The 14736-nt window shown below is 70.6% G+C and carries 15 protein-coding genes; 8 read left to right on the top strand and 7 right to left on the bottom strand.

Features of this window, described 5'->3' with window-relative positions; genetic code table 11:
* Nucleotides 1–84 precede the first annotated feature (84 nt).
* Together F4561_RS28550 and F4561_RS28545 are read right to left on the bottom strand one after the other, a co-directional pair.
* Entirely contained in the window at nt 85–732 is a 648-nt protein-coding gene (locus F4561_RS28550) for a NifU family protein (RefSeq protein WP_184584811.1), read from the bottom strand.
* A gap of 408 nt (nt 733–1140) precedes the next feature.
* A complete protein-coding gene (locus F4561_RS28545) occupies nt 1141–1620 on the bottom strand; it encodes a hypothetical protein (RefSeq protein ID WP_312885682.1) in 480 nt (159 codons plus the stop codon).
* 80 nt (nt 1621–1700) lie between these two features.
* On the opposite strand from F4561_RS28545, the gene F4561_RS28540 reads away from it, so the two are divergent.
* A complete protein-coding gene (locus F4561_RS28540; RefSeq protein WP_376773807.1) occupies nt 1701–3881 on the top strand; it encodes an intein-containing Rv2578c family radical SAM protein in 2181 nt (726 codons plus the stop codon).
* Nucleotides 3882–4026: 145 nt separating this feature from the next.
* On the opposite strand, the gene F4561_RS28535 is transcribed toward F4561_RS28540, so the two are convergent.
* Nucleotides 4027–4833, bottom strand: coding sequence for a DUF4429 domain-containing protein (locus F4561_RS28535; protein ID WP_184584809.1), 807 nt, complete (start codon nt 4831–4833; stop codon nt 4027–4029).
* Between the two features lie 184 nt (nt 4834–5017).
* Between F4561_RS28535 and F4561_RS28530 the strand changes: the two genes are divergently transcribed.
* The 7 genes from F4561_RS28530 to F4561_RS28500 all read left to right on the top strand — a co-directional run bounded on the left by F4561_RS28530 (nt 5018) and on the right by F4561_RS28500 (nt 10961).
* Nucleotides 5018–5440, top strand: a complete 423-nt coding sequence (locus F4561_RS28530) for an Hsp20/alpha crystallin family protein (protein ID WP_184584808.1) — start codon at nt 5018–5020, stop codon at nt 5438–5440.
* Between the two features lie 307 nt (nt 5441–5747).
* Nucleotides 5748–6662, top strand: a complete 915-nt coding sequence (locus F4561_RS28525) for a hypothetical protein (RefSeq protein WP_184584807.1) — start codon at nt 5748–5750, stop codon at nt 6660–6662.
* Between the two features lie 342 nt (nt 6663–7004).
* Entirely contained in the window at nt 7005–8609 is a 1605-nt protein-coding gene (locus F4561_RS28520) for a hypothetical protein (RefSeq protein WP_184584806.1), read from the top strand.
* Nucleotides 8610–8646: 37 nt separating this feature from the next.
* Complete coding sequence (locus tag F4561_RS28515) at nt 8647–9069, top strand: hypothetical protein (protein ID WP_184584805.1); 423 nt, start codon at nt 8647–8649, stop codon at nt 9067–9069.
* A 181-nt stretch (nt 9070–9250) separates the two neighbouring features.
* Nucleotides 9251–9946: a sensor domain-containing protein gene (locus F4561_RS28510; RefSeq protein WP_184584804.1), complete on the top strand. Its 696-nt coding sequence runs from the start codon at nt 9251–9253 to the stop codon at nt 9944–9946.
* Between the two features lie 251 nt (nt 9947–10197).
* Nucleotides 10198–10407 (top strand): helix-turn-helix domain-containing protein, encoded by a 210-nt coding sequence (locus F4561_RS28505; RefSeq protein ID WP_184584803.1) that lies wholly within the window; start codon nt 10198–10200, stop codon nt 10405–10407.
* Nucleotides 10404–10961 carry a Clp protease N-terminal domain-containing protein gene (locus tag F4561_RS28500; protein WP_221446364.1) on the top strand — a complete coding sequence of 186 codons (558 nt, stop codon included), beginning with the start codon at nt 10404–10406 and terminating at the stop codon, nt 10959–10961. Before F4561_RS28505 ends, F4561_RS28500 begins: the two co-directional genes overlap by 4 nt.
* Nucleotides 10962–11039: 78 nt before the next feature.
* Here the strand turns inward: F4561_RS28500 and urtE are convergent, their stop codons facing one another.
* Genes urtE through urtB form a run of 4 tightly spaced genes read right to left on the bottom strand, consistent with a single transcriptional unit; the run spans nt 11040 to nt 14611 of the window.
* Nucleotides 11040–11732, bottom strand: coding sequence for an urea ABC transporter ATP-binding subunit UrtE (gene urtE, locus F4561_RS28495; RefSeq protein ID WP_184584802.1), 693 nt, complete (start codon nt 11730–11732; stop codon nt 11040–11042).
* A 1-nt stretch (nt 11733) separates the two neighbouring features.
* Nucleotides 11734–12531, bottom strand: a complete 798-nt coding sequence (gene urtD / locus F4561_RS28490) for an urea ABC transporter ATP-binding protein UrtD (RefSeq protein ID WP_184584800.1) — start codon at nt 12529–12531, stop codon at nt 11734–11736.
* Nucleotides 12528–13727, bottom strand: a complete 1200-nt coding sequence (gene urtC, locus F4561_RS28485) for an urea ABC transporter permease subunit UrtC (protein ID WP_184584798.1) — start codon at nt 13725–13727, stop codon at nt 12528–12530. The genes urtD and urtC overlap by 4 nt, the downstream gene beginning before the upstream one ends.
* Nucleotides 13724–14611 carry an urea ABC transporter permease subunit UrtB gene (gene urtB, locus F4561_RS28480; RefSeq protein WP_184584796.1) on the bottom strand — a complete coding sequence of 296 codons (888 nt, stop codon included), beginning with the start codon at nt 14609–14611 and terminating at the stop codon, nt 13724–13726. The genes urtC and urtB overlap by 4 nt, the downstream gene beginning before the upstream one ends.
* Between the last annotated feature and the right edge of the window lie 125 nt (nt 14612–14736).

Here is a 14736-nt window from a genome sequence, read left to right as displayed (position 1 = left end):
GCCCTCCTCGTGCGTCGCCGGCCGTCGTCCCGCGGCGGCGGCCTTGTACGGGGCCGCCACCACGGCCAACGCTGACCCCGCCTGTCAGTCGCCGGCCGGCGTGCGCCCGGCCAGCCGGCCCGGCACCGTGCAGGCCATCGCGTGCTCCTCCGGGCGGGGCCGCCCGTTGGCGAGCACGATGTGGTCGGGCTCGGCGTACTCCGCTTCCGGATCGGCGACTCCCTCGATCCGGACCTCCTCGATCTCGGGTGCGGCCTCGGCGACCAGTTGTTCGATGGACTTCCGGACGGTCTCCGCCGACGACGGGCAGTTGTCGCAGTTGCCGCGGAGCCGCAGTACGGCCGTGCCGCGTTCGGCGTCGACGCTCACGAGTTCGACGTCGCCCGTGTGTGCGCCCAGGTACGGCCGGATCCGTTCCAGGGCCTGGTGGATGCGTGCGCTCGTGTCGAGCGGATGCAGGTCATGCAGCACGAGCAGGCTGGCGACCAGGTCGTCGGCGAGCAGGTGGTCCAGCGTCGAGATTCCGCCGGCGTGGTCGTCCCCCGCCTCGGCGCTGGCCGTCGCCGGCCCCGCGTACTCCACGATGCGCCCCAGGGCGACGCCGTACAGCTCCACAATGAGCCCGAGCGCTTCCTCGGCCAGCTCGTGTGCGGCCGGATCCGACTTGGCGAGCTCCCGCAGAAGGTGCTCCACCCGCTCGGTGGTCTCGCCCGGGTTGCTGTCAGTGGTCATGTCGTACCCCTCCGAGGATTCCGGCCGCGCCCAAGCGCCGCCGCGGAACATGGCCGGCGTGCGCAGCGCCGGCCGTACCTTCCGCCAGGCCGAACCCCAACCCGTAACCGACGCTAGGCCGCGGACGTGCGGCTCAGCACGACGACGCGCCATCGGAGGGGATTTCCGCCGGAATTGCGGAGGGAACGGGCGATCCCTCTCCCGGGGCCGGTAAACGGGCGCACCAGAGGGCACCTGTCTCGTGTCCGAACCGCGGGATGGGCTGATTCGCGAAGGCCGTGCGTACCCGCCAACCGCCATGCGGGCACCGGCTGGTGGTTGGCGGGGCCGGTTGGCCGCCTACGACCGGAGGCGGCGGGTCTCCGCGCGGTGCGGGACCGAGACGCCAGCGCCCCGCCCGGGGGCGCGTCAGCGCTTCCTGAGCAGGCGCCGTCTGGGCGACGCCCCGAGGATCAGGCCGTACAGCACATGGTCGGCGAAAAGAGCGGCGCGTGCGCGGGGACGCGACTCGTGGGCGTGGGCGAGGCCGAGCGCGGGCGCCAGCGCGAACTCGAAGAACGCCCACGACAGCACCCCGTAGACCGGCCCCGAGAGCCGGTGGTCGCGCAGCCGGATCGGTGTCAGGCCGTACGCCGCGCCCGCGCACGCCCCGTACGCCCAGTGCGCGAGCTGGATCGTGGCGACGCGTCGTTCCTCGGGGATGCGGTTCAGCAGCTGGGGAACCTCCTTCTGGAGGATCGCTTCGGGCGGGGTCTGCGCGATCAGTCCCAACCCGCGCGCCAGCTCCCGCGTGCCGGTCATCGCCATGGCGCCCACCACGCCGCCGGCCGCTCCCTCGATGATCGACGCGGGCGGCAGGCGGCGCGCGTCGACCTCGGTGTGTGCCATGTAGTCCTCCTCGCAATCACCGGAGCGGTCGCGCCGGCCGGCGGTTCACGCTCCTAAAGGGACGTACTGACCGGGCACGGATGCTTTCTCACATGCGGCCGGGACTTGCCCGCACTGGACACGATTCGCGAACGTGTGTTCGAATAAGTGTTGTGCGGTGGGAAGATCTGCGAGACGACACGGACGACGGCGCGCTGTTCGAGCGTGCCGCCGTCGCAATGCCCGACGAGCGGGGGACCGGCCGCGCGGGGCTGGCGGCACCCGGAGCCGGGCCCATCCACGCCGGCGACGACAGCGAGGCGGTGGCCGTCGAGATCCACGCCCGCTCCATCATCAACCGGGTGCCCGGGGCTTCCGCGGTGCCGTTCCGCTGGACCGTCAACCCGTACCGGGGGTGCAGTCACGCGTGTGTCTACTGCCTGGCCGGAGACACCCCGGTCCTCATGGCCGACGGTCGGACCAGGTCGCTTTCAAAGATCCGGGTCGGCGACCGGATCTACGGGACACGGCGCGTGGGGAAGTACCGGCGCTACACGCCGACGACGGTGCTGGCGCACTGGGCGACGGTGGAGCGGGCCTATCGCGTGACCCTGGCTGACGGCACCACACTCATCGCCAGCGGCGACCACCGGTTCCTGACGGACCGTGGCTGGAAGTACGTGACCGGCGCCATGGCCGGGCACCAGCGCCGTCCGTATCTCACCACCAGCAACACGTTGATCGGGACCGGTCAGTACGCGGCCGGTCCCGAACAGACCGACGCCTACCGGCGCGGGTACCTCTGCGGGATCATTCGCGGGGACGCGCGTCTCGGTGCGGACCACTACCCGCGATCAGGGAGCCGGACCGATAGCGTGTACCGGTTCCGCCTGGCGTTGGCTGATGACGAGGCGCTGGATCGTGCCGCGACCTACCTCGCTCATTTCGGGGTGCGCACCGAGCGGTGCGATTTCTCCGCAGAGACGGCGGAACGGCGCCCGATCACGGCGATTCGGACGTCGCGGCGAGCCTCGTTCGAGCGCCTCTCCGAGCTCGTGGAATGGCCGGTCGCTCCGTCAGACGACTGGCGCACGGGGTTTCTCGCCGGGATCTTCGACGCGGAGGGAAGCTGTTCCCAAGGGGTACTTCGCATCTTCAGTACGGACAGCGAGGTCGCCACGGCGATCAGCCTGGGCTTGAAGCGTTTCGACTTCCACTACACCCTGGAGGTTCCGAAACCGAACATGAGTGTGGTGCGGCTGACCGGTGGGCTCAGCGAACGGTTGAGTTTCTTCCATCTGACCGATCCCGCGATCAGCCGGAAACGACGCGTCGACGATGTCGCCCTCAAGCCGGATGCCCAGCTCGGCGTTGTCTCGGTTTCGGACCTCGGTGAGGAACGAACCCTTTACGACATCACCACCGGAACGGGGGACTTTCTCGCGAACGGAGTCGTTAGCCACAACTGCTTCGCCCGCCGCTCGCACGAGTACCTCGACCTTGACTCCGGGCGCGACTTCGACACCAAGATCATGGTGAAGGTCAACGCCGGCGAGCTGCTGCGCCGCGAACTCGCGCACCCGCGCTGGAACGGCCAGCCGATCGCCATGGGCACCAACACCGACCCCTACCAGCGGGCCGAGGGCCGTTACCAGCTCATGCCCGGGATCATCGCCGCGCTGCGCGATTTCGCCAACCCGTTCTCGGTTCTGACCAAGGGGCGGCTGATCCTGCGCGACATCGACCTCATCGTCGAGGCGGCGCAGGTCACCGACGTCAGCCTCGCCGTATCGGTGGGGTTCACCGATGATGCTCTCTGGCGCTCGGTCGAGCCGGGCACCCCGCGCCCGCGCAGCAGACTCGACGTCGTCCGCCGGTTCGCCGACCGCGGGGTGGGCTGCTCGGTACTCATGGCGCCGATCCTCCCGTGGCTGACGGACAGCCCCGAGCAGGTCGAGGAGACGGTCGCCGCGATCGCCGCCGCGGGCGCCACCAGCGTCACCCCGCTGGTCCTGCACCTGCGCCCCGGAGCGCGCGAGTGGTACCTGGCGTGGCTGGAGCGGGAGCACCCCGACCTCGTTCCGCGCTACCTGAAGCTGTACCGGAACGGGGCCTACGCGCCCAAGAGCTACCAGAACGTGGTCACGGCGCGGGTGCGCGAGGCCGCGCGCAGGCATGGGCTGCCGCGGTCCGGCGGCTCCGGTGAGCACCGCAACGGCGGTGCGCGGCGCGGCTCCGAGGCGGCGCCTGAGCCCGCTGTCGAGCAGACCACGCTGCTGTAGTGGGCGCCGGTCCGGCCGGACGGTGCCGCGCCGCGCGGATGTGGTGGCTGGCCGGGGCTACCGGACACGGCGGTCGCGCGGCACGGTCCGCCGTGCGCCACTCAAGGGGTGCGCGGCTTGGCTCTCCGGGCGCGGGGCCCGCTGGTCACGACTGGTGCTTGTCGCGGACCCAGGTGTGTGCGGTGATGGTCGCCGCCAGGAGCAGCGCCTCGGCCTGGTCACGCGAACCGCGGAAGCGCAGGCAGGCGAGGTCGTGCTCCGGAGCGGTGGCCGCGGAGTCGGCCGGCTGCTCCCCGCCCCCGAGGTAGCGCCGGACGGCGGTCAGCCCTGTGGCGTCGGGGTCCGCCCGCTCGACAACGCGCAGGTACCCGAAGTAGCCGGAGTACGTGGGAGGAACCCACTCGGCCCGCGCGATCCGGGCCACGGGGAACTCCCGGCGTTGCTGCTTGCGCTTTCGGGAGCGTGCCTCGTATCCCGACCAGGTGAGCACGGCGCTGGTGCCGTCGAAACTGGCCGTGCCCTCCACGGTCTGGATGTGCAGCGGCAGCGGCGGAACCAGGTGGGTCGCGAGACCGGCGGGGGCGCTGACCCCGGTCTCGCGGGTGGCGGATGCGGCGGCGCCGAGCTGCTCGGCGTAGTACTCGGCGACGAGCTCGGTGTCGGCGTCGCCGGTCAGCAGGAACGGGTCGCTCGCCTCTGTGAGCATGGAGCCGACCGCGGCGTAGGGGTCGGCTTTGTGGTCCAGCCGCGCCCGGAGCCGCCAGTGCCGGGAGCGGCCCCACCCGCCCCGGCGTTCGGTCCGGAACTCCACCGAGGCGATGGCGGCCAGGGGGAGGACGCACTGGCCGAGCGCGTCGAGAACGGAGTCGGTCCGCCGTCCGGTGTGGTACCGGATCAGCACCGACTCGCCATCGAACCGCCATGTGGCGCGATCACCGTGCAACTGGTCCATCGCGCCCACTTTAACCGGATACCGGAGGCGCCGCTCCGGCCGCGCTCCGCCCGCCGCGCCGGGCCTTCGGCGGCACGCTTGCCGCTTTGTTTACGTTCGGCGCGCGTTACTGGCCGCGGGATCGTGGTAGTGAACCGCGTGGGGAGCAGTCAGCCTTCGCGAGGCTATTACGGGGGGTTCCACGATGCTGATGCGCACTGATCCGGTTCGTGACTTCGACCGGCTTACCCAGCGCCTTCTCGGTGAGGCGGCGCGGCCGCTGACGATGCCGATGGACGCCTACCGGGACGAGGACACCTACGTGGTGCACTTCGACCTGCCGGGCGTCCGCGCCGACTCGATCGACCTGCAGGTAGAGCGGAACGTCCTCACTGTCCGGGCCGTGCGGGACGACGCGACCAAGGGCCGCGAGGTCGTCATGGCCGAGCGCCCGTCCGGAAGCTTCTCCCGCCAGCTGTTCCTGGGCGAGTCCCTCGACGGCGAGAACATCTCCGCCGACTACGCTGACGGTGTTCTCACCCTGCGGGTTCCCGTGGCCGAGCAGGCCAAGCCGCGCAAGATCAGTGTCACCGAGGGGACCGGTTCGGCCGGCAAGATCACGAGCTGAGTTGCCCGCGGGGCGCGGGGTGGGCGTTGACAGCACCGCGGTCTCCGCGGAGCCCGCCTCGCGCTCCCCGGCGCGGTCTGGGGCCGGGCGCGCGTATGAGGCGTGTGCCCGGCCGGTTCACCGTGCGTGTGATCCTTTCCGGTGGCCGCCGCGCGGCGGGATTCCTTCTCGTCACGATCGGAGCGGGAATCGGGTGCCAGTGCTGCGGGACGGCGCGACGTGATGTAGAGATGATGCCGGCACGGACTCCCGGCCCTGCCGGATGCCCGTCCGCCCCTACCCCGCTCCCGGCCCCCAGGTGTTCCCAATGGCCAGTCAGCCGCCGACTCCCCCGTCCGGCCCCGATGGTTCCCCCGCCCAGCCGCCCGAGGGCGACCCTCCCGGCGGGCCTTCCCCGGCTCCGAGTCAGCAGGATCCGCCATCCGAGGAACGGGCCCAGCCTTCGTCCCCGCGCTCCGGCGATGGCACGCCGTTGGACGGCCCCCATGGCGAGGGCCCAGCCGGGCCGCCGCCATCCTCGGAATCGCCGCGGCGCAACGGAGCGCTGGTCGCCGGAATCGCTGGCGGGGCCGCACTGCTGCTCGTGGTCGCCGGTGCGGTCGCCTGGAGCATCACCCGGCCCGGTCCCGCTTACGCCGCCATGGACGAGTGCGCGGACTACCTTCCCGAGGAGCTGCTCGCGGAGTACCCCGAGCTGGGTGACCAAGCGACGGACCTCGGCACGGACAGCGATGGCGACAAGGTCGTCGCCGAGGCCCTGCGCTGCGGTGCTACCTCGGAGTCCGGCGAGTCTCCGGGCGCGGTCCTGGTCCTGGACGTGGAACGGTTCGACCCGGAGACGCGCGATGGCGGTTACGCCGACGTGCGGGACACGATCTGGGACCGGAACCGGCAGGTGGACGAGCAGCTTGGCGAGGACGGCCGAGGTGAGGCCGTTGACCTCGACGATGGCCAGGTGGGCGATGTCCGGATGCGGGAGAACGAGCTCGGCGATGGCGGGCGGTCGGCCCTGGTTACCGGGACGAGGCGGGCCGGTGATGACGAGGAGCCGGCGGTCCCTGGCGGTGCGTTCGCGTCGGTGGCCTTCAGCGACCGCAACCTGCTGGTGTCGGTTCGCCTCATCGGAGGGTCGGAGCAGGAGCCCGAGGAGACCCTGGATGCCGCCACCGGGATCGCCGAGGCGGTCGACGAGCGAGTCACCGAGAGCGAGGCGACGGTTTAAGCCCGCCGCGGTATCGGCGACGCGCCGCAGGATGTGGTCGGGCGCGGGCGGACCGGTTTTGCTAGGATGGGAACTGGTGTTCGATTCCGGGTAGGGGAAGGCCCGGGTTTCGGGCGCTGCCGCGCTCCGCCCTCTCTCCAGGGGGCGGAGCGCCCTGGAGAGAGGGCGCGGTCTCCGGTGCGACCGGGCAGCGGCGCGCCTCTGGCATCCCTCTCTGGTACGAGTCCCGGTGGTTCTGTTACGTCCGGTAATCGCGAGCGTCTGGGATCAGTTGATCTTGGGCCCAGTGTGGGCCCGTGCGCCCTGTGCTGAGTCGTCCCATGATCCGTAGAATGCTCGGATATGTCTCGCCGTTGTCCCCCCGTTCACCCACTCTCCGCTCCGCGGTCCCGCTTCCTGCTACGGCTCTACCCGCGGCGTGCCGACAGCGGAGCCGAGTTCATCGAGTACGCGGCGCTCATCATGCTGATATCGGGGATTGCGGCCGCCGTGCTCGTGGCGTCCGTTCCGGGCAGCGTGGGTGACTTTCTCCGTCAGGCCATGTGTGAGGTGCAGAACGCCACAGGTGCGGAGAAGGACTGCGGCGAGGGGTCGAACCAGGCGGACGGCAGCGGCGAGGACGAGCAGTACGACTTCAGCCCCGAGTTCTGCGTTCGGAACAGTCGCGCCGAGACCGTCGGGGGCGAGGTCGAGCTCGGGGTGTTCTCGATCGGGTCGGAGTACAAGTACGCGAAGCAGACACTCTCCGACGGAACGGTTTTCCTGGTAATGCAGCCCTCGGTGGCATTTGGCAAGGATCTCAAGGGCGGCGGCGGTGTCGACACCGGAAAGGACTCCCTGAAGAAGGAGGCCGGGGCGGGCCTCAAGGGCTTCGTCGCGCCGGGCAACATGTACTTTCTCCAGGGCGAGAAGCCCGGTGAGACCGGCGAGGACCAGTTCCAGCGGCTCAAAGAAGATATCGAGCAGACCCGCCGCGAGGAGCAGCAGGACATGTGGGGCGCCGGCCAGGGGTACCAGATGGGTCGGGCTATTGGTGAGGCCACCGGCCACTACGAACCGCCCGACCTCCCGGAGCCCGATATCAAGAGTGGGACCTTCGGGGTCACTTTCAACGCCGACGGCCCGATATCCGACTGGGTGGAGGAGAACAAGAACTATAGCGCCCCGGTGCAGACGGGCGAAAAGGTCGGACTGACCACCGGCGACGACTGGAACCTGGAGCTCGGGTCCAGCGTCGAGGTCGCCAAGTGGTACGACGAGCCGGGCAATGTCAAGACCGCCCAGACCTACACCTACACAGGGAGCGGGGACGGGGCGCTGAAGGCACTGGGCGGCAAATGGGCCCCGGGGGCCAACCTGAGCGGCGCCACCCGGATTATGCGTAACGAGGACGGTTCGTTGAAGAACCTCCGGTACTCCGTCACCATCGAGGGGCAAAGCAAGGCCGGGTTCGAGGCTAGTCCGCAGGGCAACAAGAACGGGAACACGACGAAGGGGTCGGGGAAGGCCGAGGAGACCCAGTCCGTATCCAGCACCCAGGAGATCCAGCTCGACTTCGACACCCCCGAGGAGCAGGAGATCGGTGAGAAAATGCTGGGTAACCTCGGTCTGATGCCGCCCCCCATCGCGATGGACTCGATGATGAACCCGCTCCCCGAGGACGGCGGGACCATCACCCAGGATCCCGGTGAGGACGCGGCGCCGTGGGATCGGCTCTTCTACGAGAGGGGCCGGCTCTGGCAGTACTTCTCGCATGGCTCCAAGAACGAGCAGGAGTACGGTGGCTCGCTCAAGGCGGGGGGAATATCGTTCGGCGCGTCCTTCGGGTGGAGTGAGGAGATCCAGCGTGCCTTCGAGGCCCAGATCCTGGAGGGACCGGAGAACGGTGAACGGAGTTTCGCCCAGCACGACTCCTGCATCGCCCCGGAGTACCGTGGGGACAACTGACGCGGACGCGGTGCGAGCACGACGGTAGGGAGCACGAGTGGATCCTGACCAGCGGACAACGGTGATCAGGGGCGTTCTCTCGGTCCTCGCGGCGCTCGCGTTCTACGTCGCGTGGTCGACCGCCCGGTTCTTCGCCTACATGGAGTTGAGTACCCCCGAACAGCTCGAAAGCCCGTGGGGCGGTCCCGCCCTCTGGATCGCGCTGCCCCAACTGCTGTCGTCGTTCTGCATGGTGCTGATCGGGGCGTGGGTCTACGGCCGGCACCGGCTCCGCTCACGTGCTGGGGCGCTGGTCGTCCTCACGCTGCCGGTTCTGATCTTCCTTCTGGACGAGGTGACGGGTGTGCTCGGCGACGCCCCGTACAAGGTGCTGTTCCTCCGGTTCGCCGCGGCGGCGATCGGCATCGGCAGTGCCCTGTGGCTGGCACTGCCCCGGCGGGAGCGCGTCGGCGGCCCATAGAACGCCGCGGTCGCCTCCGTGGCGCTGCCGGACCGGACTTTCCCTTCGGCCACGGCCGACATTGGGGTCGTCGTCGCCGACGCCTTCGGGAGCCCCGAGGGTCGACGGTAGGGCTATCCCTACGACGGTTGGGATGTCAGCGGGTCTGACCTCCGGGACTCCACTTGCCAATATCGTTTCCATGAGCTTCCTGACGCGCCTCAGCACCGACACCCGCTACCTTCTCTTCTCGTTCCCGCTGGCCCTGATCGGCTTCGCGCTACTGGTGGTCGGCTTCTCCCTCGGCATCGGCACCGCGGTCATCGGCATCGGACTGCCCGTGCTCGCGGCGACCCTGGCCGTCGCCCGTCGGCTGGGCGATATCGAGCGCCACGCCTTGCCCGAGATCCTTGACCAGCGGGCCGCGCAGCCCGCTGCTCCGGTCCCGCCCGCGGGTCCGGGCATCGGGCCGCGCCTCCGCGTCGCGCTGGGAAGCGGCCGTTCCTGGCTGGATCTGCTGCACGGCGTGGTGACCTTCCCCGTCACGGTGGTCTGCTCGTCCCTCACGTTCGCCTGGTGGGTCGGTGCGGTCGGCGCGCTCGCCTGGCCGCTGTACGGCTGGGTCCTGCGCGGGGCGATCCCGGACTACGTCAGCCTCCCCCAGCTAATCGACGTGGGCGGGGGCTACGTCACGGACAGCGCCTTCTATGTCGCCTGCGGAGTCCTGCTCGCCGTCACCCTGCCGCCGCTGGTGCGCGGGCTCGCCCTCACCCGGGCCCGTCTCGCCCAGATCATCCTCACCGCCGCCCCCATGCCCGCCCCCTTCGACGGCCCTGGTCCGATGATGGCCCCGCCTCCGGCCCCGGTGGCGGGTGCCGCCCCGGGCATGGTCCGTTAGCGGGCCGCCGCGATACACCGGCCGACGTTTCCGCCCGGCCACGGCGACACGGATCGCCGGGGCCGCTTAGCGCGTCCGGACCCGGCATCGCCGAGCCGGCCGCTTGGCCCGCCCCGGCGCGGGTCATCGAGGGTGGCGTTCCCGTTGCCCTTCCGGAACCCGTCTGCGCCAGTTGTCAACTTCCATTGACGCGCTCGTGTGTGTCAATCTATATTGACAGCGGAGATGGCGAGCACGGAGGGAGGAGACTCATGACGGACGCGACGGAGCTCGCCGCGAAGGCCGGCGACGGCGACCCCAGGGTCGGGTTGCGCGCTGTGGCCGCACTGCGCCAGCTCCTTGAGCGGCTGGAGGCGGTGCAGGTACGCAGCGCCCGCGCCCAGGGGTGGGCGTGGCAGGAGATCGCGGCGGAGCTGGGTGTGAGCAAGCAGGCGGTGCACAAGAAGCACGGGAGGCGATGATGTTCGAGCGGTTTACGAACGAGGCCCGCGCGGCGGTCGTCGGGGCGCAGCGCGAGGCGAAACGCGAGGGGTCCGGCGAGATCACCCCGACCCACATACTGTCCGCCCTCCTTGAAGACCCGGTGACCACGACGGCCGCCGTGCTCACCGAGCACGGGGTATCGGCCGACACGATCGCCGGGGATCTGCGCGAGATGCGGCGTCGGGCAGGGCTCAGCGGCGCGGACGCGGCCGCGCTCGACGCGCTGGGAATCGACGTCGAGGAGGTCGTCGGCCGGGTCGAGCGGGCACACGGCGAGTACGCGCTGGCCGGCGGGAGGCCGCAGCGCCGCGGGCTGTTCTCGGGGCACCGGCCGTTCACGTCGGAGGCGAAGCGGGTGCTCGAGCAGAGCCTGCGGGAGGCGATCGAGCTGGGTGACCGGGGAATCGGCACCGAGCACCTGCTGCTGGCGCTGGTCCGGCGGCCCGGTCCGGCCCGCGACCTGCTGTCGGCGCGCGGGGTCGACCACCGGACCGTAAGCGGAGAGGTGGGGCGGCGCGGGGATACGCGTTAACGAGCGGAGGACCAGGTGCTGCCCGGCTCCCGCCGCGCCGCGGGCCTTCTCCTACCGGGCCCGCGGCGCGGCGGAGGCTCAGATCGCCAGCAACGACTGGACCTGTTCCGTGGACAGGTCCTCGCGGGCGGCGCTGTGCACCACAGCGCCGGCGTCCAGCACGGTCACGGTGTCGGCGAGGCGCAGTGCGACGTCGAGGTACTGCTCCACCAGCAGCACGGCGATGCCGCGGGCGTGCAGCGTCGCGATGGCCTCCTCGATCTCGGCGACGATGGAGGGCTGGATACCCTCGGTGGGCTCGTCCAGGATCAGCAGGCGAGGGTTCGTCACCAGGGCTCGGGCGATCGCCAGTTGCTGGGCCTGGCCGCCCGAGAGCACACCGGCATGCCGCCCCATCAGCGGTACCAACCGCGGGAACAGCTCCAGCGCCCCGTCGACCAGGGTGCGCGGGCCGCGGCCGGCGGCTTCCCAGGCGACGTCGAGGTTCTCCGCGACGGTCAGCGGGGCGAAACTCTCGTGGCCCTGCGGGACGTAGCCGATGCCGGCGCGCACGCGGGCGTGCGCGGGCCGGCGTGTGATGTCGGTACCGTCGAAAGTGACCTGGCCGGACGTCGCGGTGATCAGCCCCGTGATGGTGTTGAGCAGGGTGCTCTTGCCAACGCCGTTGCGCCCCATGACGCAGGTGACGCTGTTGTCCGCGACGTCCAGGTCGACGCCGAACAGCACCCGGGCGCGACCGTAGCCCGCGCTGAGCCCGTGCACGCTCAGCATGTCAGCCCTCCTCGTTCGCGGTACGCACCAGCATGTCCCCGCCGTCGTGTTCGGGCGCGGTCACCTGGTTGCGGCCCAGGTAGACCTCCTGGACCCGCGGGTCCGCCTGTACCTCGCCTACCGTCCCCTCGGTGAGGATCCGCCCTTCGTGCAGCACGGTGACGTCGCGGGCGTAGCGGCGCAGGAACTCCATGTCGTGTTCGATGACGACGACGGTGTGGTCGGCGGAGATCTCGGTGAGCAGCTCGCCGGTGCGTTCCCGTTCGGCGCGGCTCATTCCGGCCACGGGCTCGTCCAGCAGCAACAGCCGCGGGCCCTGGGCGAGCAGCATGGCGATCTCCAGCCACTGGCGCTGCCCATGGGACAGGGTTCCGGCCAGCGAGCCGGCGAGCGGTGCCAGGCCGGTGCGTTCCAGCACGCCGCCGACGGTCGCGGTGATGCCGCGCCGGCGGCGCAGCAGCCCCAGGGGACTGAGCCGGAAGTGCGCGGCCAGGTCGATGTTGTCGGTGACGGTCAGCTCCTCGAAGACGACGGACGTCTGGAAGGTGCGGCCGATCCCCGTCCGGACGATGCGGTGCTCGCTGCGTCCGTGGATGGGCTGGCCGGCGAAGGTGACCGTGCCGGACGTGGGGCGGGTGCGGCCGGTGACCACGTCGACGAGCGTGGTCTTCCCGGCGCCGTTGGGGCCGATCAGAAAGCGCAGCTCGCCCTCGTTGACGGTGAGGTCGATGCCGTCGATCGCGGTGAAGTCGCCGAAGGCGACGCGGATTCCGTTCAGGCTGAGCAGTGGGTGGGTCATCGGGGACTCCCGGACGCGTCGGTTTCCTGGGGTGCGCCGGCTGCGCTGCCGGCCGCCCCGCCCGTGGCGCGGGCGCGCCAGGAGCGCTGGACGGTGGCGGCGATGGACTGGGCGATACCGGCCAGCCCGCGGGGCGCGAACGCGATGACCACGACGAAGAGCACGCCCTGCAGGTAGAGCCAGCCGTTGGCGAAGTTCTCGGAGAAGGTGGTCTGGGCGGCGTTCATCACCACCGCGCCCACCGCGGCGCCGGCGAGGCTGTACCGCCCTCCGATCGCCACGGCCAGCACGAACATGATCGACGGGACCACGCCGAGCATCTCCGGCGAGATGATGCCCATGACCGGGACGAACAGGGCTCCGGCGATGCCGGCCGCCATCGCCGAGAGGGTGTAGGCGAACGTCTTGATCCAGGTGGGGTTGTAGCCGAGGAACCGGACCCGGTCCTCGCCGTCGCGGACCGCTACCAGCAGGGCGCCGTACCGGCTGCCCGCCACGTGCCGGAACAGCAGGTAGATGAGGGCGGTGGTGATGACCACGATCACGAACACCACCCACTGCGCCTCGGGGGAGTAGAGGTCGGTGCCCGCGAAGGTGGGGAAGTCGGTCAGCCCGTTGGTCCCGCCGGTAAGGTGCTGCTGCCCGATGATCAGGATCACGAAGGCGGCGGCGAGTGCCTGGTTCAGGATGGCGAAGTACGCCCCGCGAACGCGCTGCCGGAACACCGCCCACCCCAGGAGCGCGGCCACCGCGCCGGGCACCGCTACCACGGCGGCGAGCGCGAACGCGGGGTGCGCGAACGGGCGCCACAGCAGCGGCAGGGTTTCCAGCCCGCTCCATTCCATGAAGTCGGGCAGGCCGCCGGGGGCCATCGGGTCCTCGGCGATCCGCGCCAGCGTGAGGTGCATGGCGAGGGCGTAGCCGCCCAACCCGAAGTACACCCCGTGGCCGAGAGTGAGCATGCCGCCGCGTCCCCACGCGAGCGCGATCCCGATGGCCACGATCGCGTAGCACAGGTACTGGGCGAACAGGTTGAGGCGGAACTGGTCGAGGAACAGGGGCAGCACCAGCAGCGCGGCGGCGACCAGCGCCGCCACGACCAGGGGGCCGCGGAGGCGGGCCAGCAGCGAGGGCTGGGGGTCGGTGGCGACCGCGGGCGCCGGCCGGGCGGTCGCGCGGGTGTCGTCGGCGGTCATGTGAGGGCCCTCGATCGCACGGTGAACATTCCTTGGGGGCGGGCCTGCAGGAACCCGATGATCGCGACGAACACGAGCACCTTGGCCAGGCTGGCGTCGGTCCAGAACTCGGCGAACGCGTTGAGCAGGCCCAGGGCGAGCGCGGCGAGGATGGTGCCGCGCAGTTGGCCGAGGCCGCCCACCACCACGACCAGGAAGGCGTCGACGATGTAGTTGTGGCCGAGGGTGGGGCCGGTCGGTCCGATGAGGGTGAGTGCCACGCCGGCGATCCCGGCCAGGCCGGAGCCGAGGAAGAACGTGGTGGCGTCGATGCGCCGGGTCGCGATTCCGGTGACCGCGGCGAGGTCCCGGTTGTGCAGGACGGCCCGCATCTGGCGGCCGGGCTTGCTGCGGTTCAGGTAGTAGGCGATCGCGATCACGCACAGCACGGCGAGCGCCAGAATGAACAGCCGCGCGAAGTGCAATCGGATGCCCAGGACATCCACGCCGCCGGCCAGCCAGACCGGGGCGGGGACGTCAACGTTGGGAGCACCGAAGATGTCCCGGGCGATCTGCTGCAGCACCAGGCCGATGCCGAAAGTGAGCAGCAGGGTGTCGAGCGGGCGGCCGTAGAAGCGCCGGATGACGCTGACCTCCAGGGCCAGGCCGAGCAGTCCGGTCAGTACGAACGCGGCCGGGATCGCCAGGACGAGCGCGTAGTCGGGGTTGAGCTCGAACCACGCGTGCATGACGAACGCTGTGTAGGCACCGACCATCATGAACTCGCCGTGCGCCATGTTGATTACGCCCATCTGGCCGAACGTGAAGTTCAGGCCGAGCGCGGCGAGGAGCAGTACGGCACCGATCGCGAGACCGATCGGTATCTGGTTCAGGATCGCGTCCATGGGGGTGTGCGAGGCCTCCTCGGTTGTTCTGGGCGTGTGCCCCGGGTCGCGCCGCCGGTCCGGGGCGGCCGCGGATGCCGGGTGTGCTGGGTGCGCGGCTGTTCCGGCGGGTTCGGGGATCGCCC

Source organism: Lipingzhangella halophila (assembly GCF_014203805.1).
Classification (GTDB): Bacteria; Actinomycetota; Actinomycetes; order Streptosporangiales; family Streptosporangiaceae; genus Lipingzhangella; species Lipingzhangella halophila.
The sequence above is the reverse complement of the archived record's forward strand: the minus strand, read 5'-3'. Positions and strand labels throughout refer to the sequence as shown.

Bases quoted from the DNA above. Each gene is read 5' to 3' on its own strand.
- F4561_RS28550 (WP_184584811.1), bottom strand. From the start codon at position 732: ATGACCACTGACAGCAACCCGGGCGAGACCACCGAGCGGGTGGAGCAC.
- F4561_RS28545 (WP_312885682.1), bottom strand. From the start codon at position 1,620: ATGGCACACACCGAGGTCGACGCGCGCCGCCTGCCGCCCGCGTCGATC.
- F4561_RS28540 (WP_376773807.1), top strand. From the start codon at position 1,701: ATGCTTTCTCACATGCGGCCGGGACTTGCCCGCACTGGACACGATTCG.
- F4561_RS28535 (WP_184584809.1), bottom strand. From the start codon at position 4,833: ATGGACCAGTTGCACGGTGATCGCGCCACATGGCGGTTCGATGGCGAG.
- F4561_RS28530 (WP_184584808.1), top strand. From the start codon at position 5,018: ATGCTGATGCGCACTGATCCGGTTCGTGACTTCGACCGGCTTACCCAG.
- F4561_RS28525 (WP_184584807.1), top strand. From the start codon at position 5,748: ATGGCCAGTCAGCCGCCGACTCCCCCGTCCGGCCCCGATGGTTCCCCC.
- F4561_RS28520 (WP_184584806.1), top strand. From the start codon at position 7,005: ATGTCTCGCCGTTGTCCCCCCGTTCACCCACTCTCCGCTCCGCGGTCC.
- F4561_RS28510 (WP_184584804.1), top strand. From the start codon at position 9,251: ATGAGCTTCCTGACGCGCCTCAGCACCGACACCCGCTACCTTCTCTTC.
- F4561_RS28505 (WP_184584803.1), top strand. From the start codon at position 10,198: ATGACGGACGCGACGGAGCTCGCCGCGAAGGCCGGCGACGGCGACCCC.
- F4561_RS28500 (WP_221446364.1), top strand. From the start codon at position 10,404: ATGATGTTCGAGCGGTTTACGAACGAGGCCCGCGCGGCGGTCGTCGGG.
- urtE (WP_184584802.1), bottom strand. From the start codon at position 11,732: ATGCTGAGCGTGCACGGGCTCAGCGCGGGCTACGGTCGCGCCCGGGTG.
- urtD (WP_184584800.1), bottom strand. From the start codon at position 12,531: ATGACCCACCCACTGCTCAGCCTGAACGGAATCCGCGTCGCCTTCGGC.
- urtC (WP_184584798.1), bottom strand. From the start codon at position 13,727: ATGACCGCCGACGACACCCGCGCGACCGCCCGGCCGGCGCCCGCGGTC.
- urtB (WP_184584796.1), bottom strand. From the start codon at position 14,611: ATGGACGCGATCCTGAACCAGATACCGATCGGTCTCGCGATCGGTGCC.